Origin of the sequence: Pandoraea capi, assembly GCF_902459735.1 — a bacterium.
GTDB lineage: Bacteria > Pseudomonadota > Gammaproteobacteria > Burkholderiales > Burkholderiaceae > Pandoraea > Pandoraea capi.
In genome coordinates this window covers 106,317-130,613 of sequence record NZ_CABPRV010000009.1, presented here as the reverse complement: position 1 = coordinate 130,613, position 24,297 = coordinate 106,317, and the positions used below count along the sequence as shown (strand labels likewise).

12 protein-coding genes are annotated in these 24,297 nt (G+C 63.5%); 10 read left to right on the top strand and 2 right to left on the bottom strand.

The window, feature by feature from the left end:
• Window positions 1-50: 50 nt before the first annotated feature.
• Both PCA20602_RS18110 and PCA20602_RS18105 read left to right on the top strand, forming a co-directional pair.
• Window positions 51-12,056 carry a two-partner secretion domain-containing protein gene (locus tag PCA20602_RS18110; protein WP_150722421.1) on the top strand — a complete coding sequence of 4,002 codons (12,006 nt, stop codon included), beginning with the start codon at window positions 51-53 and terminating at the stop codon, window positions 12,054-12,056.
• An 8-nt stretch (window positions 12,057-12,064) separates the two neighbouring features.
• On the top strand, window positions 12,065-12,466 hold the full coding sequence (locus tag PCA20602_RS18105; protein WP_246182224.1) for a hypothetical protein: 402 nt from the start codon (window positions 12,065-12,067) through the stop codon (window positions 12,464-12,466).
• A 77-nt stretch (window positions 12,467-12,543) separates the two neighbouring features.
• Here PCA20602_RS18105 and PCA20602_RS18100 read toward each other — a convergent pair whose 3' ends face one another.
• A complete protein-coding gene (locus PCA20602_RS18100; protein ID WP_150722419.1) occupies window positions 12,544-13,416 on the bottom strand; it encodes a LysR family transcriptional regulator in 873 nt (290 codons plus the stop codon).
• Between the two features lie 330 nt (window positions 13,417-13,746).
• Between PCA20602_RS18100 and PCA20602_RS18095 the strand changes: the two genes are divergently transcribed.
• The 3 genes from PCA20602_RS18095 (at window position 13,747) to PCA20602_RS18085 (ending at window position 17,578) form a co-directional block, all read left to right on the top strand.
• Entirely contained in the window at window positions 13,747-15,075 is a 1,329-nt protein-coding gene (locus PCA20602_RS18095) for an MFS transporter (RefSeq protein ID WP_150722418.1), read from the top strand.
• Window positions 15,076-15,286: 211 nt separating this feature from the next.
• Window positions 15,287-16,477 carry a M20 aminoacylase family protein gene (locus PCA20602_RS18090; protein WP_150722417.1) on the top strand — a complete coding sequence of 397 codons (1,191 nt, stop codon included), beginning with the start codon at window positions 15,287-15,289 and terminating at the stop codon, window positions 16,475-16,477.
• Window positions 16,478-16,483: 6 nt separating this feature from the next.
• Window positions 16,484-17,578: a M14 family metallopeptidase gene (locus tag PCA20602_RS18085; protein ID WP_150722416.1), complete on the top strand. Its 1,095-nt coding sequence runs from the start codon at window positions 16,484-16,486 to the stop codon at window positions 17,576-17,578.
• Between the two features lie 72 nt (window positions 17,579-17,650).
• Here PCA20602_RS18085 and PCA20602_RS18080 read toward each other — a convergent pair whose 3' ends face one another.
• Complete coding sequence (locus PCA20602_RS18080; RefSeq protein WP_150722415.1) at window positions 17,651-18,562, bottom strand: ketopantoate reductase family protein; 912 nt, start codon at window positions 18,560-18,562, stop codon at window positions 17,651-17,653.
• 234 nt (window positions 18,563-18,796) lie between these two features.
• On the opposite strand from PCA20602_RS18080, the gene PCA20602_RS18075 reads away from it, so the two are divergent.
• The 5 genes from PCA20602_RS18075 to PCA20602_RS18055 all read left to right on the top strand — a co-directional run bounded on the left by PCA20602_RS18075 (window position 18,797) and on the right by PCA20602_RS18055 (window position 24,281).
• Complete coding sequence (locus PCA20602_RS18075) at window positions 18,797-19,408, top strand: TetR/AcrR family transcriptional regulator (RefSeq protein WP_150722414.1); 612 nt, start codon at window positions 18,797-18,799, stop codon at window positions 19,406-19,408.
• Between the two features lie 14 nt (window positions 19,409-19,422).
• Window positions 19,423-20,286: a MurR/RpiR family transcriptional regulator gene (locus PCA20602_RS18070; protein ID WP_150722413.1), complete on the top strand. Its 864-nt coding sequence runs from the start codon at window positions 19,423-19,425 to the stop codon at window positions 20,284-20,286.
• A gap of 307 nt (window positions 20,287-20,593) precedes the next feature.
• Window positions 20,594-22,057, top strand: a complete 1,464-nt coding sequence (locus tag PCA20602_RS18065) for an MFS transporter (protein ID WP_150722412.1) — start codon at window positions 20,594-20,596, stop codon at window positions 22,055-22,057.
• A gap of 52 nt (window positions 22,058-22,109) precedes the next feature.
• A complete protein-coding gene (locus PCA20602_RS18060; protein ID WP_150722411.1) occupies window positions 22,110-22,787 on the top strand; it encodes an aspartate/glutamate racemase family protein in 678 nt (225 codons plus the stop codon).
• 135 nt (window positions 22,788-22,922) lie between these two features.
• Window positions 22,923-24,281, top strand: coding sequence for an MFS transporter (locus tag PCA20602_RS18055; RefSeq protein ID WP_150722410.1), 1,359 nt, complete (start codon window positions 22,923-22,925; stop codon window positions 24,279-24,281).
• Window positions 24,282-24,297: the final 16 nt, after the last annotated feature.

Genomic DNA, 24,297 nt, shown 5'->3' with positions numbered 1-24,297 from the left:
GCGCGCGGCGTTGTCGGGCAGCGCAAGTCATTGAAAAAACAGGGCACGTCATGAAGGCAACTTCGCGAGAGATCATCGAAGTCGGGAATCACGTACGTCAATCGACCGAGGTCGATGACAGCACGCCGCTGCCCGGTCTCGACGAGAAGCCTGCGATCCGCCTGTGGCAACGCGCCATTGCGGCCAGCGTGGCGCTGACGTTGCTCGTCAGCCCGATTTCGGTGACGTTCGAACTCAGTCAGTCGGCCGCGCGTGAACTTGCTGCCAACCGCCCGGGCTTCGACGAGACGGCGTTGACGGTATTGCGCTCGCTCGCCACATTGCGTGTTCACGTGGGCATGCGTGAGGCAATGGCCGCACCGATTACCGACCCGACTGCCCCCGTCGTCTTCGCGCCGAAGATCACCACGAGCGGCGCCGGTGTGCCGGTCGTCAACATCACTGCGCCGAATGCGGCCGGGATCTCGCTCAACCAGTATCAGAGTTTCAACGTCGACGCGGCAGGCCTGATCCTTAACAACAGCCTGCTCAACGGCACGTCGCTCAACGGCGGCGCGATTGCCGCGAACCCGAACCTCACAGGGCGCACGGCAAGCACCATCGTCAACCAGGTGACGTCGTCGGGCAGCGCTTACGCGAGCGCCTTGAACGGCCCGCTCGAAGTGTTCGGTGCGCCGGCTACCGTCATCATCGCGAACCCGAACGGTATCTCCGTGCGGGGCGCGGGATTCACGAACACGATCGGCGTGACGTTGACGACCGGTACGCCGCAGTTCCTTACCGGCCCCGGTGGCACGCCGACCGACTTTACCCATGCCACGGCCCTCGGCTACAACGTGACCAGCGGCCACATTCAGTTGGAAGGCAACGCTGGTGTGAACGGTCCGGGCAGCGGCATCGAAGGCACCGTCGGTAGCATCGATCTGATCGGGCAGACGGTCGGCGTGAATGCGCCGCTGTACGCGGGAACGCGCATCAACGTCATCACCGGCAACCAGCAAGTGCTGACCGGCTCGGTGGACGGCACCGGCACGCGTTACGTCACGGCGTCGAATGGCGCTGCAAACACGGCGCAGGCCGTGCAGAGCGCGCTCGCCAATGGCGGTAATGGGCAGGCCTTCGCCATCGACGCCACGCGCTTCGGCGCCATGACCGCCGGACAGATTCAGGTGATCGGCACGACGGCCGGACTCGGCGTGCGCATGGCGGGCGATCTGGCGTCGACTGCCGGCGATCTCACGCTGTCGTCCGGCGGCGATCTGACCGTTGCCAACCACGCGGCGCAGCAGCAGGTGCAGATGACCAGTGGGGGAAACGTCGCGCTCACCGGCACCGGACTCGGCGAGACCGGCTATCGTCTGACGGCGTCCGGCGACGTGTCGTCGACGGGATCGCTTCAGTCGGGCAAGGCGATGGACCTCCGGGCGGGCGGGAATCTGACGCTCGCCAACCTCCAGTCCAACGACAGCACGACACTCAACGCGGGTAAGGCGCTCACGCTCAAGGAAGCGCAAGTCGGCGGCGATCTGTCGCTGGCGACGCAGGACGCATCGCTTGGCGATATCCGTCTGACGGGGCCGGTGACGGTAGCCGGCACGCTCGCCGCAAACGCCGCGCGCAGTCTTGTCGTGACGGACAGCACGGGCGCGAACGGCAACGTTACCGTCGTGACCGGCGGCGATTTCCAGATTGCGCAAGGTGCGCGTCTGACAGGGCACAGTGCCGTGTCGACGCAATCCACCGGCGACACGCGTATCGATGGCACGCTGGCCTCCGGCGCGCAGTTGGACATGACGTCAAAGGGCGGACTCGACGTGCAGGGTGATATCGCGTCGACGGGCACCGCGCGATTGAGCGCAGACGGTGCGTTGAACGTCGACGGCACGCTGCTCGGACAGGCAGATGCCGCCCTTAGCGCGGGTACGGACATCACCGGCAAAGGCAAGCTGGCTTTCGGCACGACCGCCATGCTGCGCGCAGATCGCGACGTCTCGCTAACCGGCACGCTGCTGGCCGGTTTGCTTGACGTCGAAGCGAAGAACAGCCTGTTGCTGAACGACATGCAGAGCACCGGCACGGCCGTGCTGCGGGCGTTGGGCACGGCCGGCGGTGGTGATATCGCACTGCAAGGCAAAGTGTCGTTCTACAGTGCGGCGGCGCTCGACGCGGCGCGCGACATCCTCATCAACGGTACGACGGCCGGTGGCGGCGCGGTGACGCTCAACGCCGCGCGCAACGTTGGCGTCGCAGGCTCGCTGCAAACGGCGGGCACGACGAAGACGCTGTCGATTACCGCGGGCAATGCCATCACGGTGCCTGGGGCTATCGAAGCGAGCGCGGACCTCAAGGCGAACGCCGGTACGACGCTCGATGTGGCGGGCAGTGCGACCGCAGCGGGCGACGTCAATCTGCAATCCGGTGGTGATCTACGCGTCGCAGGTAATGTGTCCGGCCAACGGCTGGGCACGATCGACGCCGGGGGCAATCTCGATATCACCGGTGGTGCGCACTTCCTCGGCAATACGTCGTTGACGTCCGGCGCGAATGCCACGCTGAGCGGCAAGTTGCAGACCGCGAACCTCGTCGTCACCAGCCGCAACGCGGTCACACTTGGCGACGTCCAGGCAGGCGGCACGCTCGACGTCATGGCTAACGGTCTCGATGGTAGCGGCGATATTCGTGTGGCGGGACCGCTTGCGTCGTTCGGCGTTGCCACGTTGCGCGCGGCGCGCGACATGCTCGTCACCTCGACCGGCAGCATCGCAGCGAACGACAAGCTCGGCGTCACGGCTGGGCGCGATGTCCGGATCGACGGCGGGGTGACGGCCGTGGGCGATGTCGCGATGACGGCCTCGTCCGGCAATCTGTCGACGACCGCCAATCTGAGTACGAACAGCCAGTTGACGCTGAACGCCGGGCAGACGGTGACGCTGGGCGCACCGCAGACGAGTGCCATCGGCAACGCTTCCGTGACGGCCGGACAAGACATCGTGCTCGGCGGCGCGCTGGTCGGATTGGCGGGTGTGATGCAGGCCGGGCGCGACCTCGTCGGTGCCGGTGCTTCGGCATTCACCGATACCGCGAAGCTCAGTGCGAATCGCGACGTCAACCTGTCCGGCGTGTTGCAGGGCAATGGCGTGAGCGTGACGGCAGGCAACAGTGCCACGGTGTCGAGCGTCACGTCCAACGGCGCTTTCACGGTATCGGCAAGCGGCAACGCGGGCGGTGGCGATGTCGTGGTGAACGGCACGTCGAATGTGGTCGGTGGAGTGCAGGCGAGCGCGGCGCGCGACGTGACCGTGGCGGGCACGTTGGCGACGGGCGACACGGCGACGCTGACCGGCGCGCGAGACGTCAATGTCACGGGCACGGTGCAGGCCGCTAAAGACATCGTGCTGACGGCGACGCAAGGTAGCGTCAATCAGCAGGGCAAGCTGGGCGTGGGTAACCGGCTTGGCGTGTCGGCGGGCACGGATGTCGCGATGGGTGGCGAGACTGTCGTGTCGGGCGATACGACGCTGACGTCGGGCCGCGACACGATCGTCACCGGCACGATCAACGGGCAGGGAACAGGCCGGATCGATGCCGGTCGCGACGTGAGCGGGGCTGGGACGGCATCGTTCACGGGTGCGTTCGATGTGAGCGCCACCCGCGATGTCGCCCATGACGGCTTGCTGCAAGGCGGCGGTCTGACGATCACGGCGGGCAACAACGTCGCTGTCAGGAATGCGGAATCGACGGCCGCATTGACGCTCACCGCCAGCGGTCTCGCGGGCGGCGGCGACATCACGGTCAATGGCGGCACGGGGGCCTCTGGCGTCGTGTCGTTGAAGGCTGCGCGTGACATCGGCGTCACCGGCACATTGGGCGGTGGCGGCACGACGACGCTCGATGCGCAGCGCGACATCAAGGTGACCGGTGCGATCCAGTCGGTCGGCGACGCACTTCTGACGGCACGCGGCGGCAGCGTGCTCGCCAGCGGTGGCATCAGCGGCGGGGGGAACGTCTCCATCGGTGCCGCGCAGGACGTCGTGCTGGGCGCATCGACGAGCGCCTTGCGCGACATCGCGGTGAACGCAGGTCGCGATCTGCAACTCGGTGCCGTCCTCGTCGGCGTCAACGCCAATCTGACGGCGGGCCGCACACTGCTCGACGCGGGCGATGGCAGTGGCAAGGCCGTCTTCACGGGCACGGCGACGCTCGCTTCGGCCGGAGATACGAAGTTGACGGGCGGCGTGCAAGCCAATGGCATCGACGTGACGGCGGGGGGCAATGCCACGCTCGGTGTGCTGAACTCCGCCGCCGGGATCAAGGTGACGACGACCGGCACGGCGGGCGCGCAGGGTGTATTGGGTGGCCCGGGCGATATCGTCTTCAACGGCGCGGTATCGTCGCCGAACGCCTTCTTGGCAACGGCAGCGCGCGACGTGCTGCTGGCGGGCAGCGTGACGTGCGGCGCCGCGTGCGAGCTGATCGCGCAGCGCAATCTCTCCGTCACCGGATCGGCCCTGACGCTGGGCGACCTGTCGTTGCTCACGCGCACGGGGGATCTCGCCATTAGCGGCGACATCACCACGGCAGGCGCCTTGCTGGCGACGAGTGGCGGCAATGCGTCGCTTGGCGGCAAGCTGAATCTCCAGGGCGATTTGCGCGCTTCGGCAGCCAACGACCTGACGCTCGCCGGGCAGACGAGTGTGCAAGGTATCGGCGCATTGCGCGCGGGTAACGACATCAACGGCGATGGCGCGACGGTGTTCGGCAGTGACGTCACATTGAATGCCGGACGCAACACCGCGCTGACGGGCACGTTGTCAGGCAAGAACGTCGACATCCACGCCGCAAACGATGCAGGCTTGCACAACGTGCAGGCGACGCAGTCGCTGACGGTCACGGCGGACGGCACCGCAGGCGGTGGCGACGTGGGCGTGAGCGGCGATGCCGTAGCACTCGGCACCGTGACGATGACCGGCGCGCGCGACGTGTCGGTGACCGGCAAAACCGTTGGCGGTGACAACGTCACGCTGACCGCTACGTCGGGGGACATTCGTCTTCAGGGCGACACCGCGTCGGAACGCAACCTCACGTTGACGGCATCGAATGGTGCGATCTCGACGGGCAACGTCGGCGCGCAGGGCGATCTCTCCGTCAATGCTGGCAAGTCGCTGACGATGCAGGGCGACACGACGGCGAATGGCCTCGTGCGTCTGATATCGGGCGGCGACATGACGCTGGGCAATGTGCGCGGCGTCGCTGCCGACGTGGCAGACGCCGTGGCCGGTGTGCTGAAGGCAGGCGGCAATCTGAATGCAACCTCGCTGACGTTCGGCAATGGCGGTCTCACCACGACCTCGGGCAAGGCGACGCAAGTCACCGGCGCTGTCGTCGCAGGTAATGCGTTGACGATGTCCACGTCGGGCGACTTGTCGGTAGGGTCCGTTCAGGCAGGCAAGTCCGCGGCATTGACGGCGGGCGGCACGGGCGACGTCCGGGTGACGGGCGATATCGCCACGGGTAACGGCTTGACCATCGGGGCGGGACGCGATGTCGTTCTGGGCGGTGCGGTAACGGCGGGCGACGGTGTGACCGTCACCGCAGCACGCGACCTGAGCGTGGTCGGTGCGTTGTCGGCGAATCAGGACATCGCACTCACGGCGACCGGGGGCAACCTCACGCTCGCCGGGCCGATCACCGCCATCAAGAACTTCGCGGCAACCGCAGGCGGCGCGCTCGCGCTCGGCAGCGCGCAGACTTCGGGGCAGACCGTTGGCCAGATCAATGGCGACACGACGCTGACCTCGGGCGGCGCGATGACCCTCAACGGGCATCTCATCGGCAAGGGGCTGGCGACGCTGCAATCGGGCGGCGATATCGCTGGTACGAACGCGGCGCTCACCTTCGGCAAGGATGTCGCGATCACCTCGGGCGGCAAGCTGACGCTGGGCAGTGTGGATACGGCGGGCGATCTCGGCATCAAGGCGCAAGGCGATGCGTCGCTCGGGGCGCTGACGTCGATGGGCAAGCTAACGCTCGCGAGCACGGCGGGCGGCCTGACGCTTGGCAAGACACTCGTCGGCGGCACACTCGACGCGACGGCAGCGACCTATCTGAGCGCGCTGCAAGGCTTGTCGAGCATGGGCGCCATGACGCTCACTGCACAAAGCGGCAATCTGAGCGTGGTGGACGTGTCCGGTAACGACACCGTCACGCTGCATGCGGGCCAGACGTTGACGATGGGCGGCACCAACACCGTCGTGGGCGACATGGCGCTCACAGGCGGAAACGTCGTCATTACCGGCGCGACGACGGCATCCAAGGCCTTCACCGCCACCGCGACCGATTCGTTCGACGCGAGCGGTGGGCAACTCTTCGTGACGAACGGCGCGAAGCTCGCGGGCGCGCGCGTCGACACGGGCGCAATGATCGTGGGCGGTTCGCTGGACGTCACGGCAACGCAGTGGATCCGCACGCACGGCCTCGCACTGATCAACGGTGCGACGACGTTCGACGCAGGCACCGGCACGTTCACCAACTCGACGGGCGCCTCGGTGCTCAGCGCGGGACCGCTGTCGATTCGCGCGGGCAACATCGTCAACCAGTTGGGGGGACAACTGGCGTCGACGAAGGCGCTGACGTTGAACGCGACAGGCAACATTACCAATGCCGGGTTGATGAACGGCGATACGACGTCTGTGACGGGCGGCGGGGCGTTGACCAACAGCGGCACGTTGCTGGGCGCGAACGGCGTCACGCTGAACGTCGGTGGGTTGAACAACAACGGTGGCATGATTCTGGCGGGTGATGTCACGAGCGCGACGCCCGCGAGCGCGGATCTTGCGTTGACCGTCAACGGGTCGGACACAGTGACGACGGCGGGCGGCGAGCTTGCCGCGACACGCAACCTTGCCGCGTCGATGCGCGCCGCGACATTCGACGTGACGGGCGGTGCGCTGCAAGCGGGCGGGACGATGTCGATCACGGCCAACGCCATCAACAACACCGGGATGTTGCAGTTGGGCGGCGCTAACGTTTCGCTCACGGGGCTGGCGTCGTTCATCAATAGCGGGACGATTCAGGGCAATGGCGCGCTGACGCTGTCGAGCAATGGCTGGTTCACCAACATCGGCAGCGTGATCGGCGGCAGCGATGTGACGGTGAACGCGGCGCTCATCAATGGTGCCGGTGCGACGATTCACGCGGATCGCGACCTGTCGTTGACGGGGGACGTCGTCAACAGTGGCGTGATCGAAGCGAACCGCAACCTGAGCGTGACCGGCGGCAACTTCACGAACATCGGTGCGAAGACGCAAGCCGCCGGCGACATCACGTTCAACATGCCGGGCACGCTGAACAACATCGGCGGCACGATCATCGCGGGGAACAACCTGACGGTGAATGCGGGAGCCGTGGTGAACGATCAGGCGGCCGGGTCGGGTGCGGTGACCACCACGACCACGGTGGTGGACCCGAGTCTGATCTGGAGTGCGGTGATCGGCATGCGGAGTTCGATGCTGAGCGAAGGGCCGGGCGGTGGCGAAGGGGACATGAATGTGCGTTGGAAGAATGTCTCGGCTACGGCAACACTCGGCGACCTGCTTTCTCCGACGGGCGTTACGCTGGAAGGTAAGCGGGACGACGTCAGCCCGTGGACCGGAGACCGTTGTTCGGGGGTTACCGGTTCTCTGCTGGCGTGTAACGCTGGTACAGCCGCGCCGGTGACAGGTTCCGGCACGTTCTACATGAACAAGCTGCGGGGTAGTCGGATGGTTGGCGACAACGCCGTCGACTATGACTATTGGCAGATGAGCGGTGCGCCGATTCCGGGTGCACAAGCGTCGGTCGCGATTGCATTGCCCACGGTGAATCAGACGTCCACGGTGATGCAAATGGGCGCGGCGGGCGTGATGATCGCGGGCGGCGACATCTCGCTGACGACCGCGAGTCTGTCGAATAAAGGCGGGCAGATCGCCGCGGGCCGTAACATGACGCTCAATGTCGGCTCGCTCTCCAATGGCGCGGTATCTCCGACGACGACCAGCAACGTCGTCAACTCGGTAGATCAGGGGCAATACTCGGCGTTTCTGGCACAGCTCGCGTCGCTTGGCACGATTGAAGTGCCGGCTTATCAGAACCAGAATCTGGGTGATGCGCAGCAGGCGCATCAACTGGTCTCATTCAGTATCGCTACCGGATCGGCTGCGCCGACATCGACGTCGACGATTTCCTGGTCGACGTCGCTTGGTCTGATCACTGCGGCCAACACACTCAATCTGTACGGCGGCAATCTGGTGAACGAGGGCATGATCTATGCCCAGAACAACGTCAATATTTTCGCGGCGAGCGTTACCAACCAAGGGGGGAATACCCAGCAGTTTTCGTCGCAAGCCGGATGTGCTGCGGGCACGAGCAACATCGCCTGTTACCGGGGCAACGACGTTCGCGGGCAGAACCCGAACACCACATCATTCACCTTCGCGCAGAACAACGCGGCGATCATCGCAGGCAACAACCTGACGATTGCGGCGGGCACGATCAACAACAAATACGGCGATCTCATCGCGGGTCACGATCTCGTGATCGGCGGTGTCGGCTCGTCTGCCACGGGCACGACAGCGGCGGACTCGCTGACGAACACGTCGGGCAACATCCTCGCGGGTAACAACCTGACGTTGAACGTTGCGGGCGGCATCATCAACACGTTGCCTCCGCCGGTGCAGGTGCACGAGAACTACGGCAAGCTCGAAAAGTACTCGGGCTGTATGACTGCGGGTGGCTACAAGGAGAGTTACTGCGAAGCATACGTCGATCAGCAGTCAGGCAACTCGTCGATCATCGGTGCCGGTAACAACCTGACGATCAATGCGGGGTCGCTGACGAACGTCGGCAGCCTGATCACGGCGGGCCTTAACGCGACGATCAACGTCAGCGGCCCCGTAGTGAACAGCGCGCAGACGCTCAACGCCTACTGGCACTCGCATTGGGTACAAGAGACGGGGATGTTCGAGTCGGACAAACGTCACGACGTGTGGAGTTGCGGCAGTGCTGCGGAATGTACGTCCCTGTACGGCGATGCGTACACGAGCGTAGGCGGTGTCATCAATCCGCCCACGCCGGTGGGCAACATCGCCGCAACGATCCAGGCACCGAACCTGACGGTGACGTCGGGCGGTCAGATCGTCAACGTGGGCAACGTGGTGGGCCAGTCGGTGTCGCTCACGGGCACGAGCCTGATCAACGGCATCACGACGGCGAACACGTACACGCCGCAGGTGGGCAACGCACCGCAGGTGATCAGTCTGGCTCCGGCAAACGGTGGTCTGAATCTGACGATCCCGGCGAGCCTGGGCGGCGCAGGGTCGTCGATTCTGACGGGGGCCACGGGCCAGCAGAACGGGCCGAGCTACATCGTGGGCGGATTGGGAGCAACGCTCGATCCGGTGTCACCGCAAGTACTGATTTCGAATCTGCCAGCGTCGCTGCAACCGAGCACGACGACGTTCTACTTCTCGCCTCAACAAGAGGCAATCCAACTCCAGCAAGCCGCCCTGACGCAAACGGGCAAGGCGAGCTTCATCAATGGCTTGTCGACGGACAGCACGTCGCAGTTGACGGTGAACGACCAGCAGAAGTTGGTGCTGTACGGCAACGCGGTGGAGTACGCGAAGACGAACAACATCCAGTTGGGTCAAGCGCTGACACCTGAGCAGGTGGCAGGGTTGTCGCAACCGATGCTGTGGTACGTCGAGCAGACGGTGCCCGAGCCGGGTTGCGCCGCAACGGGCAACGCGAAGTGCCCGACAGTGACGGCACTGATGCCGCAGGTGTACCTGCCGGAGAATTTCACGGCGCTGTCGGCAGGCGGCCAGATTCTGGCGAGCAACGATCTGTCGCTGAACTTCGGCAGCACGGCGACGGGCGGCAGCATCCTGAACACGGGCTCGATCACGTCGGGTGGCTCTCTGACGGTAAACACCGGCACGCTGACGAACCGCGCGAACGTGGTGGACGTCGGTGAGATCTGGAGCTACATCCAGGACGCGGGTTACCTGAAGACAACCGGCACGATGGTGCAACCGGGCGGCTTCATGAGTGCAGCAGCGGGCGGGCTGACGCTAAACGTCGATCAGTTCAACCAGATCGGCGGCGCACTGCAACTGCTGGGACAGAACGGAGAAGTCGACCAAGCTGCAACGCAAGCGTTCATCGCGGGCGTCGCCGCACAACTGGGCGACAACTTCGTGCAGCAGACCCTGCAAAACGATCTGCACACGGACTTCGTAAAGCAGGGCGGCAACTTCGGGATTCAGCAGGTTGGGATGATCGTCGCAGCCGTCGCTATGTCGGCGGTGTTGGGACCGATGTTCTCGGCAATGGTGGGTAACCTCGCGGGCGCGACGGCGGGTACAGCGACGATGATGGCCGCGGCGGGGACGACGGCAGAAGGCATCGCGATTGGCGCAGGGCTAGGCAATATCGCATTGAGCGCAGGTCTGACGGCGATGACGAGTTCCGCGTTCACGCAATTGGCGACGACGGGATCGATCAACTTCGGCTCGGTAGTCACGAGCGGATTGTCTGGCGCGATTACGGCGGGATTGCTGAACGGCATAACGTACACAGCGGGAGAAGGGCTCGGCGTTACAACGTTGGGCGGTTCGAGCAACAGCTTGAGTAGTTTGGCGGGCGTTAATCCGAGTTATGTCGGCGGTACAGCAGGAAACGCAGCGGCGACGACAGCGGACAAACTACTCTCGCAAGGTTTGGCGATTTTCGGTCAGTCGGCGATTCAAGCGGGTGTGCAGTCGACGATTCAGGGAGGGAGTTTCCTTGATGCGTTGAAGACCAGCGGGGTCAGCAATCTGAGTGCTGCGCTGGCGTATCAGATTGGGTCGCTGGGTCCGGAGACGCTAGGTCAACTGGGATATGTGGGGGCGCACGCTGCATTGGGATGTGCCAGCTCGGCGGCGTCTGGCACTGGATGCGGAGGAGGGGCGATTGGCGCAGCGACCAGCGCGGTGCTCAGTCCTTTGTTGCGTGACGCCTTGTACAACGGTGCGGAGACCGTCACGTATACGGACAATGGTGACGGCACGATCACCAAGACGGTCAGTTACGACAATACGGCGATTAACGCGGGGATAGCGTTGATGGCAGGGCTGTCGGGCGCAGGCTTGTCTGGGCTATTGGGTCAGAACCCGAACGCTGGTGCGACTGCCGCGCAGAACGAGGCGACGAACAATGCGCTGAGTGGAAAGTATCAGTATCTGACTGCCCAGAAGCAGGCTTGTAGCGGGCAGAGTATGAATTGCTATCGAGATACGTTGACCGCGACCCAGACTGCGTATATTCAAGCGAAGCTGGATGTTGCGACACAGTGTGTGCCCGGTGGAGATAGTGCGGCGTGCCAGACCGCGCGTAATGACGTTGCACAGTTGTATCTGAATGGCCAAAGCTTGCAGCAGTTCGTACAGAACACCCCAGATTGTCAGACGACAGGTTGTGTCGCGGCAACCACCGTGGGGTCAGGTGTACTCGGTTTGGTGGGTGGATGGCTTATCGGGCGATTGATTGTTGGGGCTCGTGGGGTTTTCACACGTCCAGCGGGCGCCGGCGCATCGAATTCTGCTGGAGTATCCGCCGGTGGCGATATCGACCTACCGAACGTTTACGTCAATCAAAATCAATCTTCTGCCGGAGCGACAGTATCTGCGCTGCAGCAGACAAAGAACTTGTTCTCGTCGAATTCGCCGGGCACTATAAACATTGGTGGTGTATCGTTTTCCGAAGCTCCAAACGTTGGTAATGCGGCGATTTTTGCCGGTGCCACAGAATCTCAAGTGCAGGCGTATTTTCTCGAACTTGTTGGGATCGCGAAGATGCCACCCGCTCGAGTGATTCCTGGTAAGGGGACTATATACGTCGTCAACACCCCTAATGGTAATTTCACGCTGCGCGATTTCTCCACATCATCAAGCCAAACGGGGCAAGCGTGGACGATTGATATACCTAAGGCAGCAACGGGGACAACTTACAACCCCGAGATAAAATTTGTTAGATGAGGGATCAAGTGACAGGCGTTGAACACCTAGACGATATCTTAAGAGACTCGTTCGGTTTGTGGATTTCCGGATTATTTAGTTCGATCGGGGCGTGGAACCCAAAAATGACTTTTGAGGAGAAAAAGGAGGCATTTTTCGGCGTTGTTTATGAGTTGCTCGAGAAGGGCCGAGTGAAGTTCATTGCTCCTGGTGCTGACTGCTATGTTTCGCCTAAAAATCCTCACCCGAGCCTAACAATATTTGACGAGAGTGCACACTGGCGGGAACCACCGGGAGTAATCGTTAAAAAGCTCCGTTCGCGGTGGCCGCCGCAGGTAAAAGACGAAAATGATGTTGAATTAGCTGTTTATTTTTATAGTATCCCCGCAATTATCTGGGTGCGAGATGATGGATCGCTTGTAGCATCATGAAATAAGATATTTATAGGAATTTTTTGATCGTGTATTGACCCAGTGAAAAGCTGCTCAATTCTAGGCATGACGCCCCCTCACCCCTGCGCCATCACCTGCTGCGCAATTGCCGTCGTGATCCCCATCTTGTCGTGACGGTTGCGTTCCAGCAGTCCGATACTCCGCTGCTCCGTCACCCCGGGCAGGGGAACGATGCGTAGCGAGTCTTCCTGCGCCCATGTGGCGCTTCTCAGCATTGGCACCACGGCAACACCTACACGTTGCCGCACCAGCGCAACGATCCCTTCAATCGAACTCAGTTCCAGAAAGTCGCTTACCTTCACGTGCTGACGTCGCACGGCACGATCGATCAGCGCGCCGGTTCGTTGCGTGCGGTCGAACCGCAGAAACCGCTCCGTCTCCAGCAACTTCGCGGCCGACGCCGATTTCAATGCCGAGGAGGCTAGTAGCACCAACGGCTCCCGATACAAGGGCGTCCACCTGACGCCCGCCGGACGCCGTCCCGTCGGCTCCACCAGCACCGCACAATCGATCTCGCCGGCGTCGAGCTTTGCCGTTAGTTCTATCGAGCGGGCCGTCTGAATCAGGATTTCCAGATGCGGTTGCGCCTGCTTGATCTGTGTCACCGCTCGCGCCAGTGCGCTCACCGCCGACTCCACCGCGCCAATCGTCACCGGTCCCGCCGTCGATTCGATCCCGGCGGCCAGCATGCGCATCGTCTGGTATTGCGTCAGCAACTGCTCGGCGTGTGGTAGCAGCACACGTCCCATGGCATTGAGTGAGACGGAACGCCCGACACGGTCGAACAGCGGGTGATCGAACTCCTCCTCCAGCGCCCGCATCTGCATGCTCACCGCCGACTGCGTCATCGCCAGATGTTCGGCGGCTGATGCGAACGAACCGTGTCTCGCGACCGCCGCAAACGTCCTCATAAATCGCAAATTGCTCATAGTTCGCTCGTTGTTGAATATCCCCAACCGCACCGACTCACACGGCGTCAGTCCTCGAATTCGCTCCAGTCCCGGACCCAATCTCGCCCGACGCCTGAAAGCAACCTCAAGGCAACCCCGAAATAACCTCGAAATAACCTCGAAATAACCCCGAAACGCCCCCGAACTGCCACCAAACCCGTCTCCCAACTCACCGATCAATTCATCAAAAAAGTTGCGATGAAGGATCACAAATTCTAGCTTTTATTGGTTTTTTGGCACAAGCAGAATGGGGCGAAGCGAGTGCGGTCGGCTTGCCACGAAAACACTTCATAGAAGAGGAGTATCCCCATGGAAGTTTCGGTTGGGCGCGACGGCGCCGCAAACTCCGCCGTCGGCGAGCGCTCGGGAAAGCGTATCGACGTCGGCATCATCGCGGTATCCACCATCGGCAACGCGCTCGAATGGTTCGACTTCACCGTCTTCACATTCTTCGCCGCGAATATCGCGCGCCAGTTCTTCCCCAGCGATAACCCCACGGCCGCGCTGCTCGCAGCATGGACGACCTTCGGTGTGGGCTTTCTGACGCGTCCGCTTGGCGGCATCGTCCTCGGCGCCTACGCCGATAAACACGGACGAAAGGCCGCACTCCTGCTGACGATCTCCGTCATGGCACTCGGCGTCGCCGTGATCGCCTTCGCACCGACATACGCACAAATCGGTATGGCCGCGCCCGTGCTGATGCTCATCGGCCGCTTCCTTCAGGGGTTCTCCGCTGGCGGTGAAGTCGGCAGCGCAACGGCATTCCTCGTCGAGCATGCGCCGGTCGAGCGCCGCGGCGTGTACGGCAGCTTCCAGATGATCGCGCAGGCATGCAGCATGCTGCTCGGCGCCATCGTCTCGATCGGTATCACGCAGGCACTGACCCCCGAACAGATCGACGCCTTCGGCTGGCGTATCCCGTTCGTGATCGGTCTGCTGATCGTGCCCGTCGGCCTCTACGTGCGCTCGCGTCTGGACGAGTCGCCCGTCTTCAAGGACGCCCGCAAGCACCAGCACGCCGAGAAGCGCTCGCCGTTCCTCGAATCGATCACCGTCCACTGGCGTCAGGTCGTGGCAGGCTTCGGTCTGACCGTGTACGGCACCATCGGCACGTACATCTTCTACTACTACATGCCGAGCTACGCGACGAAGTCGCTGGGCATTCCGTTCAAGAGCAGCGTCATCGCATCGCTGTGTGCGGCCATCGCCTATATCGTGGGGACGTTCGCGTCGGGCCGCATCTCCGACGCCATCGGCCGCAAGAAGCCGATGACCGCCTCGGCCCTCATCAGCCTGATCATCGCGTATCCGCTGTTCCTCGCCGTGAGTCACGTGCCGACGCTGCCGATGCTGATCTTCGTGCAGTGCTGCCTGATGCTCTCTCTCGGTCTGTTCCAGGGCTCCTACTGCGCGTTCGTGTGCGAACTGTTCCCCTCGCGGGTGCGCGCCACGTCGATGGCCATCGGCTATAACTTCGCCGTGATGATCTTCGGCGGATTCGCCGGCGCCATCGCCACGCTGCTCATCGGCTGGACGGGCGACAAGCTCGCCGTCGTGTACTACGGCATCTTCGGTGCTGCCGTGGGGCTCGTCACGATCCTGCTGCTCAAGGACCGCTCGCGCCAGCCGCTGCTCTGAGAACCGCCGCGAACACCACCAACGAACGATCTGCACTACCGCACGACATCACGGCGCCCGGCGATGGATTTCGCCGGTGCGCCCGTCACATGCCTCCCAAACCTGCCCCTGTCCAATGGCCCGACCGGCCGACACAACCGACGCCATCGACATCGTCGGTTCGACCGGCACGCGTCGCGCCATCCGGGGCATTCATCAAGAGACGACTCACATGTCCATCATTCCCGAAATCGCCGAACGCTCGGCCGAACTGCAAGCCATCCGACGTGATATCCACGCGCACCCCGAGCTGCGCTACGAAGAAGCGCGTACGTCCGACATCGTGGCGAAGCTGCTTGAATCGTGGGGTATCGAGGTCACGCGCGGGCTCGGCAAGACGGGCGTCGTCGGCGTGCTGCGCAACGGCACCGGCAAGAAGGTCATCGGCCTGCGCGCCGACATGGACGCGCTGCCGATCCAGGAGCTGAACACGTTCGAGCACGCGTCGAAACACGCGGGCAAGATGCACGCCTGCGGTCATGACGGTCACACGGCCATGCTGCTCGGCGCGGCGCAACATCTCGCCGCACACCGCACGTTCGACGGCACCATCGTCTTCATCTTCCAGCCGGCAGAGGAGGGCGGTGGCGGCGCGAAGGCCATGCTCGAAGACGGTCTCTTTGAAAAATTCCCCGTCGATGCCGTGTTCGCGCTGCACAACTGGCCGGGACTCGCCGCCGGCAGCTTCGGTGCGCGCGTGGGGGCGACGCAGGCGTCGAGCAACGAATTCCGTATCGTCGTCAAAGGTACGGGCGCACACGCCGCCATGCCGCACGACGGCATCGATCCGGTGCTCACCGCCATGCAGATCGGCACGGGGCTGCAAAGCATCATGACGCGCAACAAGCGCCCCATCGACGCCGCCGTGCTTTCCATCACGCAGATGCAGGCGGGCGAGGCGATCAACGTCATTCCGAACACCGCCACGCTGGCAGGCACCGTGCGCACCTTCTCGCTCGAAGTGCTCGATCTCGTGGAGACGCGCATGCGTGAGTTCTGCGAATCCACGGCCGCTGCCTATGGCTGTACCGTCGAGTTCTCGTTCATCCGCAATTACCCGCCGACGGTGAACACCGCCGCCGAGACGCAGTTTGCGCTCAACGTGATGAAGGAGATCGTGGGACGCGATCACGTTGTCGATCCCATCGATCCGACGATGGGGGCCGAAGACTTCTCGTTCTTCCTGCTGGAGCGCCCCGGTTGCTATGCGTACATCGGCAATGGCACGGGGGATCACCGCGCCCACGGCCACGGTCTCGGCCCGTGCATGCTGCACAACACGAGCTACGACTTCAACGACGACGTGCTGACGCTCGGCTCGACCTATTGGGTACGTCTGGCAGAAGCTTTCCTGGTGGGTTGAGACGAGATGGCCACGAGTCCGTTTTCTGAAAGCTACCGACAAGCGCGCAAGCGCTTTACGGCCGCTGCGCGTCAGGCGGGCGTCGAGGTGACGAGCCACGTGATTCCCGATCTCGTCGGGCGCGAAGGCGAGTCCCTGTCGACCGATGTCGTGCGGCTCGGGCCGTCCGACGCGCGGCGCTTGCTCATTCTGACGTCGGGCACCCACGGTGTCGAAGGCTTCTGCGGCAGTGCGGCGCAAATCGCCCTGCTCGGCGATGCGGGATTGCAGGGACGTCTGATGGCCGCCAACGTGGCCATTCTCGTCGTGCACGCGATCAATCCCTACGGCTTCTCGTGGCTGTCGCGTACGAACGAGGACAACGTCGACCTGAACCGGAACAGCATCGACTTCACGCAGGCGCTGCCCGTCAACGAGGCGTATGGCGAGTTGCACGACTTGCTCGTGCCGCCGACCTGGCCGCCCTCGAACGACAACGTGCGCGCGATTGCGGATTACATCGAAGTGCACGGCGCAGTGGCCTATCAACGTGCGCTGACGATCGGCCAGTATGCGTTCGCCGACGGCTTGTTCTACGGCGGACGCCAGCCGGTCTGGAGCACCCGGCTGATGCGCACGCTGATCGAGACGCACGCGGCAGATTGCGACGCCATCGGGTGGATCGATTTCCACACCGGGCTCGGCCCGCCGGGACATGGCGAGAAGATCTGCGTAGGCGGACTCGACGCCGATGAGCTTGCCCGCGCGCGCGCGTGGTGGGGCGCCGACCTCGCGAGTCCGGTGGATGGGACGACGGTGGCATCCAACGTGGGTGGTCCGTTGCTCGACACGCTGCGCACCGCACGACCGGATGCGCAAGTGACGGCGATGGCTATCGAATACGGCACCGTGCCGCTCATCGACATGCTGCACATGCTGCGCGCCGACTCCTGGCTCAGACGGCATCCCGATGCGCCGGACGCGCAGGCCTCGGCCATCCGCCAAGCCGTGCATTCGGCGTTCTGCTTCGACGACCCCGTGTGGCAGGGGCAGATTCTCGGTCAGGCCCGCGTGGCGATCTTGCAAGCCGTGACGGGGCTGAGCCGTAGTCGTATCGGGTGACGGAGATGAGGCGACGCTGCCGGGCTATCGGGCAGCGTCGTCGACAACTCACCTCACGTCACCCCACGTGCTTTACCCCATGTAAACCTGCAACTGGCAGTACGCCGCACGCGTCATCGGGGCATCGAGCCCGTGCTTGTCCGCACGAGTGACCAGATCGCCCACGATGGCATCGGCTTCCAGCCGCTTCGCGCCCGACGCGATATCGCGCGCCATCGACGATGCCCACGGCGACTTCGGCGCCAGCAGCAACGCCTCCATCTGCTTGACGGCCGCTTCCGGCAGCGCATACCCCTCGGCCTGCGCAATGGCGCGGCCTTCCGACATGGTTCGACGCATCAGCGCCTCACCGTCGCGGGTCGCCATGATCTGACCGACGTTGCCGCGCATCAGGCACGTCATGATGCCCGCGCACGATACGGCGATCCACTTGTTCCACAGCGCTTGCTCGATGGTCTCGCTGAGGGCGCGTGTGCCCTTCGACTTCGCGAAGAGAGCGTAGACGTCCTGCGCCAGCGTGCGCATCGTCTCCGTACGCGCGCCGACGATCACGTTGTCCCCCGGCCCTTGATGCAGGATCTCGCCCGAGGGCAAAAGGGTGGTCGCAATGTACGACACGCCGCCCATCACGCGATGCTTGCCGAACGTCGCATCGAGACGCTCATACACCGACATGCCGTTGAGGAACGGCAGGATGACGGTGCGGTCGCCCATCGCGGGGGCGATCGACTCGATGGCGTTGTCGAGGTCGTAGGTCCTGCACGCGAGCAGCACCAGATCGTATTCGGGCTTCACGTCTCGGCTCGTCACCGTGGCGACCGCCTGCTGCACGTCGCCCAGTTCGCTCTTGATCGTCAACCCTCGTTGCGCGAGGACTTCCGCTCGCTTTTCCCGAACGAGGTAGGTGACCTGCGCACCCGCCTGCGCCAGACGCGCACCGTAATAGCCCCCGATGGCACCGGCACCCAAGACAAGAATTTTCACGTTGAAGCTCCTTCGACGGTTGTTGAAGACTGTGGGCGACGACAACGTTTCCTGACGGTTCGCTCAGCACACAGCCGGGCCGCAACGGTCGATTGGGCCGCTGCGTTTTATGATATGATGGTTATCATACTATGAATTTCCTGAGTGTGTTCGAGACGCCTGACGTCACGACATCGGGCGTCGGTCTCACAGGGGGCATACTCGGCACATTCGGGCGAACGGAGGATCGGCGCCATGCGCTACGGCACGGATCACAAGCAGAAGTCTTACGAACGGATTCTCGACGAGGCGTCGCAGGCGATTCGTCTGGACGGACCCCACAAGGTCGGTGTGGCGGCCGTGATGAGTCAGGCGGGCCTCACGCACGGCGCCTTCTACGCGCACTTTTCGTCGAAGGACGCGCTGATCGAGGCGGCCGTTGCACACATGTTCGAAGGGAGCCTGTCGCGCTGGCAGCAGGTCACGCAAGGCGTCACGCCGCAGCAAGGGTTGAGTCGGTTCATCGATCACTATCTGTCGGTGGAGCGCATGGATCAGCGTCCGCTCGGTTGCCCGATGGCGGCGCTTGCGGCGGATGTGCCGCGCATGTCGCCCGCCGTGCAGGCGGTCTTCAGTGCGGGGGTGCGCACGTTGACGCAGGCGATGGCGGAAAAGCTCGCCGCCATGAACGTCCCCGATCCGGACACCACGGCGCGTTCGATGATGAACGAGCTTGTGGGCGCGATCTCGCTCGCGCGGTGCGAGCCCGACCGCGCGCGTTCGCTGTCGATGCTCGACGCCACGCGCACGAAAGTGAAAGCGCAGATTGGCATCGGCGCGTCATCGGGTGACAATAGCTCGCCCTAACCACGCAAACGCTCATGGCATCTCACGTGAAGAAGTCCTTCGTCGGCCGGATTCGGGACCAACTGGATCAGCTCTCGCCCTCAGAGCGACGTCTGGCGGAGTTCGCGCTCGATTTGCCGGGCGATCTAGCAGGGTACTCGGCCTCGGAACTGGCGGCGCTCGCACAGGTCTCCAACGCGACCGTCACGCGCTTCGTGAGACGTCTGGGTTACGAGTCGTTCGACGACGCGCGCAAACACGTGCGCGCCGAGCAGCGCGCAGGCTCTCCGCTGGCGATGGCCGCGACGGCGCCCGTCACCGAAGCGGCAACCGACGATCTCGTCGGCGCGCAACGCCTGCAAAGCCTCGCCAACATCGAGGCGACCTACCGTCGGCTCTCGTCCACCGAAATCGAACAGATCGCAGCGGCGATTCTCGCGGCACGCAAGGTGTGGATCGTCGGGTTTCGGTCGAGTCATCCGCTGGCGATGTATCTGCGCTGGCAGTTGCTGCAAATCGTGCCGAGCGCGCAGGCGATTCCGGGCGCGGGTGAGACGCTGGGCGAGCATCTCGCGGGCATCACCGCCGACGATGTCGTGATCGTCTTCGCGCTGCGACGCCGGGTGCGTCAGATGCCGACCGTCGTTGCGCAACTCGCGAAGGCGTGTCCGAATCTCGTCTACATCTCTGAGCGCACCGAGCGTGCCGCTGCCGCAAAGACGCCCGCGAAGTGGTCGCTGCAATGCGACGTGCAGGGGCCCGGCGTTCTCGATAATCACACCGCTGTGATCGGCCTGTGCCACCTGATCGTCACGCAGGTGATGACACAGGCAGGCAATCCGGGCCGTCGTCATCTAGGCCTCGTGGAAGCGTTCCACGACTCGCTCGACGAAATCTGACGCAACCGCCGGCGAGGGGATATCTGGCGACGTGTAGCTCGCCGGCTCCCCGGGCGCCCGGCCTGCTTTTCCCTTCGCAGGCCTCTCCCGCCTTTCTCGCATCTCCCCCGATTTCCTGCTCGTCCGTTGGCACGTCTGGCCAAGGACGTTGCTCGCCCTGACGGTCGCAAAAGCGTCGGGTGAAACCCTGATATGAAAAATAATTTTCAAAAACAAATAATTTGAAAAAATATTAACGAAACAGGATTCACCCGAGGGCGAGGCAAATCGGTCGCAAGGCGCCAGTCACGGCGCAGGGAGTTTTACGATGGGCGCAGAAGTGGTCGTATCCTCGTCGGAACCCAGGTTGCAGCAGCTCGAACGGGCGCTCGACGACATCGGGGTGACGCCGTCACACAAGAAAATCCTCGCGCTGATCCTGTTCGGGGTGTTGTTCGACGTCTTCGAGCAAAATGCCGTCGGCCTCGTGGGGCCGTTGTTGCGCGAGTACTGGGGCATCTCGGCCACGCAGATCGGCTTTCTCAACACGCTGACCTTCGGTGCGGCGGCCATCGGGCGGCTCGGTTCGGGCTACATCGCCGACCGCTACGGGCGTCGCACGATGCTGAGCATCAACTTGATGCTCTTCACGCTGGGCGCGCTGATCTGCGCGCTTGCCACGAACTACTCGATGCTCGCTGCCGGACGCTTCATCGTCGGCTTCGGTCTCGGCGGCGAGATCTCGATTGCCGTCACGATGCTCGCCGAGTTCTGCTCGTCGCGCTTCCGTGGTGTGGCCGTAGGCGCGATCAACGTCGCAGGGGGTGGGTTGGGCAATATGCTCGCCCCCGCGTTCGGGCTGGCTGTCTTCGCCTTCTTCCCGGGGCCGGATAGCTGGCGCTGGCTGTTCGGTTGTCTGGTGCTGCCGGCATTCTTCGTGCTGCTGTATCGCCGCTTCATTCCGGAGACGCCGCGCTTTCTCCTCTCCAAAGGCCGCGTAGAGGAAGCGAACCGTGTGCTCAACATTCTGGCGTCCGGCAAGCTCGGCAAGTCCGCAGGCAAGGACGCCAGGCGTTACCTGAGCGAGGCCGTGGCGGGGACGCATCGCGCTGAGAAAGTCCGTCTGAGAGAGGTGTTCGTGGGACCGCTGGCGCGGCGCACGGTGGCGGTCGGTATCGCCGTGTGCATGACGTACGGTGCACAGATCTCGGTGCTGACGCTCATGCCGACGATTCTCATGGCGCAGGGGTACACGCTGAGCAAGAGCTTCGTGTTCACCATCGTGATGCAGTCGGGCAGCTTGCTCGGTGCGATCACCGCGTCTTACTTCGGCTTCCGTTTTCCCCGCAAGCGCGTACTGACGCTCGGTGCCATCGCCGCGTGCGTGATCGGCCTGTGCTTCGGCTTTCTGTCGAAGTCGCAACCGCTGATCCTGGTGTTCGGTGCAGCGTTCCAGTTCTGCGTGTTGTTGCTCAACACGTCCATCTGGATTTACGCCCCGGAGCTTTACCCAACACGTGTGCGCGCCTTCGGCACGGCATTCATTCTGGCGCTGGGCACGCTGGCAGGCGCCGCGATGCCGCTGGTCGCCGGACGCGTCTTCGATCAGTACGGCATTGGCGGCATGTTCGGGATGATGGCCGGGATGTATGCCGTGTTCGCCATCGCGCTGACCTTCGCACCGGAGACGTTCGGCAAGCCGATCGATGGCCCGGAAGCACCGGGCGACACCGATACGCCGACTACTAGCGGTCGTTCGTCGACAGACGTGTCGGCATCCGCGACTTCCTGACGCCTCCTGATATTTCCGCAGCGTTCGCTGCTCACGACTCGCCGAGAATTTCATGACACATATCCTGCTCATCAACCCCAATACGTCGACGGCGACGACGCAAATGATGGTCGACATCGCACGTGCGTATCTCGCGAGTGCGATGACGTCGCCACCGGCGGTCATCGGTGCGACGGTCGCGCGCGGCGCGCCGATGATCGTCGACGAGCGGGATCTGGCCGTGGCGGCAGACGCCGTGAACGACCCGGACATCGTGGCACTCGCCGCGCAGGCGGATGGGGTGATCGTGGGGGCCTTCGGTGATCCTGGCATCGATGCGCTGCGGGCACAACTGGAAGTTCCGGTCGTAGGCATCGGCGCGGCGTCTGTGCGTGAGGCTGCGACCGGCGGACGACGCTTCGGCATCGCCACGACGACACCGCAACTGGCCGAGTCGATTGCATCGAACGTCAGGAAGCTCGGACTGGGTGCGAACTTCACCGGCTCGCGATTCACGACCGGCGATCCCCTCGCATTGGGCGATCAGCCGTCGCAGTTGGAGCGCGGTCTCGCCGGCGCTGTCGAGGCCTGCCTGCATGAAGACGGCGCGCAGGCCGTGGTGATCGGCGGCGGACCGCTGGGCGAGGCGGCGCAGGCGTTAGGTGAGCGCTTCTCGACCCCGGTGATCGGGCCGGTACCCGCCGCCTGTCGTGCGTTGCTTCAGGCGATGCATCTGGGCGAAGCGGCCTGACGCCGCAACGCAGCGTTCTATCGTCATGAGACCTCGATCGAACCGTTAGCCGATCACATCACGACGTCGACGTATCACACCGCGCGCGGCCGAAAGAATGCGCGTCGGACCATGCTGCTCCGGGGAGGAGTCGAAATGAACCCACCGTTACCTTCGCGCGCTGGCGACGCAAGCCACACGTTTGCGAATCCATCGCAGGACATGCTCGATCCGATCTACAAGAAGATCATGTGGCGGATCATCCCGTTCATCTTCGTGCTGTGGATGCTGGCGTGGATCGATCGCGTCAACGTCGGCTTCGCGAAGTTGCAGATGCAGCAGGATCTCGGCTTCAGCGAGACCGTGTACGGCATTGGCGCGGGCATCTTCTTTCTCGGCTACTTCTTTCTGGAGATTCCGAGCAACTGGCTGCTGTTGCGCATTGGTGCGCGGCGTACGCTCGCACGCATTACGCTGGGCTGGGGCACGATTTGCGTGCTCATGATGTTCACGCACTCACCGGCCTACTTCTATGTGATGCGGTTCCTGCTGGGCGCGTTCGAAGCGGGCTTCCAGCCGGGCGTACTCCTTTATCTGACGTTCTGGTTTCCGGCGCACCGTCGCGCGAAAGCGTTTGCGTGGTTCATCTCGGCGTCGGCGGTCTCGTCGGTCGTGGGCGCACCGCTGGCCGGCGCGATTCTGAACGGCATGCATGGCGTGAACGGTTGGGCAGGGTGGCAATGGCTGTTCCTGCTCGAAGGGGTGCCAACGGTACTCGCCGGGATTCTGGCGGTGTGGTTCCTCGTCGACAAGCCCGAGCAGGCAAGCTGGTTGTCGGAGCAGGAAAAGCGTCTGCTTCAGGCCGATCTGGAAAAGGACCGTAAGAGCGCGGGCAAACGTGAGCACAGCTTCATGCTGGCCGTGCGCAGCCCGAAGCTGTGGCTGCTCACGGGCATCTACTTCGGGATCGTGGCGGCTAATGCGACGCTGTCGTTCTTCGCGCCGACCATCGTGCGTGCGCTGGGACCGACGAATCCGTTGCACATCGGGTTGCTCGTGGGGGTGATGTACGTGTTCGGCGCGATCTTCCAGATCGCCATCGGCTACAGCGCAGACAAGCGACGCGAAGCGCGCATGCATTGTGCGATCCCGGTGTTCGTGGGGGCGTGCGGACTGGCGGGTGTCGGGTGGTTCGCGGGGAGCAACGGTGTGGCGGCCTTCCTGTGCCTCGCGGTTGCGGTGTCGGGCACGATGGGGGCGATCCCGGTGTTCTGGCAGTTGCCGAACGCCTATCTCGCGGGCGGTGCTGCGGCGATGGGCGTGGCGTTCATCAACTCGGTAGCGAATCTGGCCGGGTTCGGTTCGCCGTATCTGCTGGGCATCGTCAAGGACGCGACGGGAAGCTTCAACGGCGGCCTCTGGATCGTGGCGGCGCTCGAAGCGTTCGTCGCCGTGTTGATCTGGTGGCGGATGCGTCGGCGCGAGCCGGTTCCGGGCGCTCAGGCGATGGCCTGAACGGTAACGTAAAAAG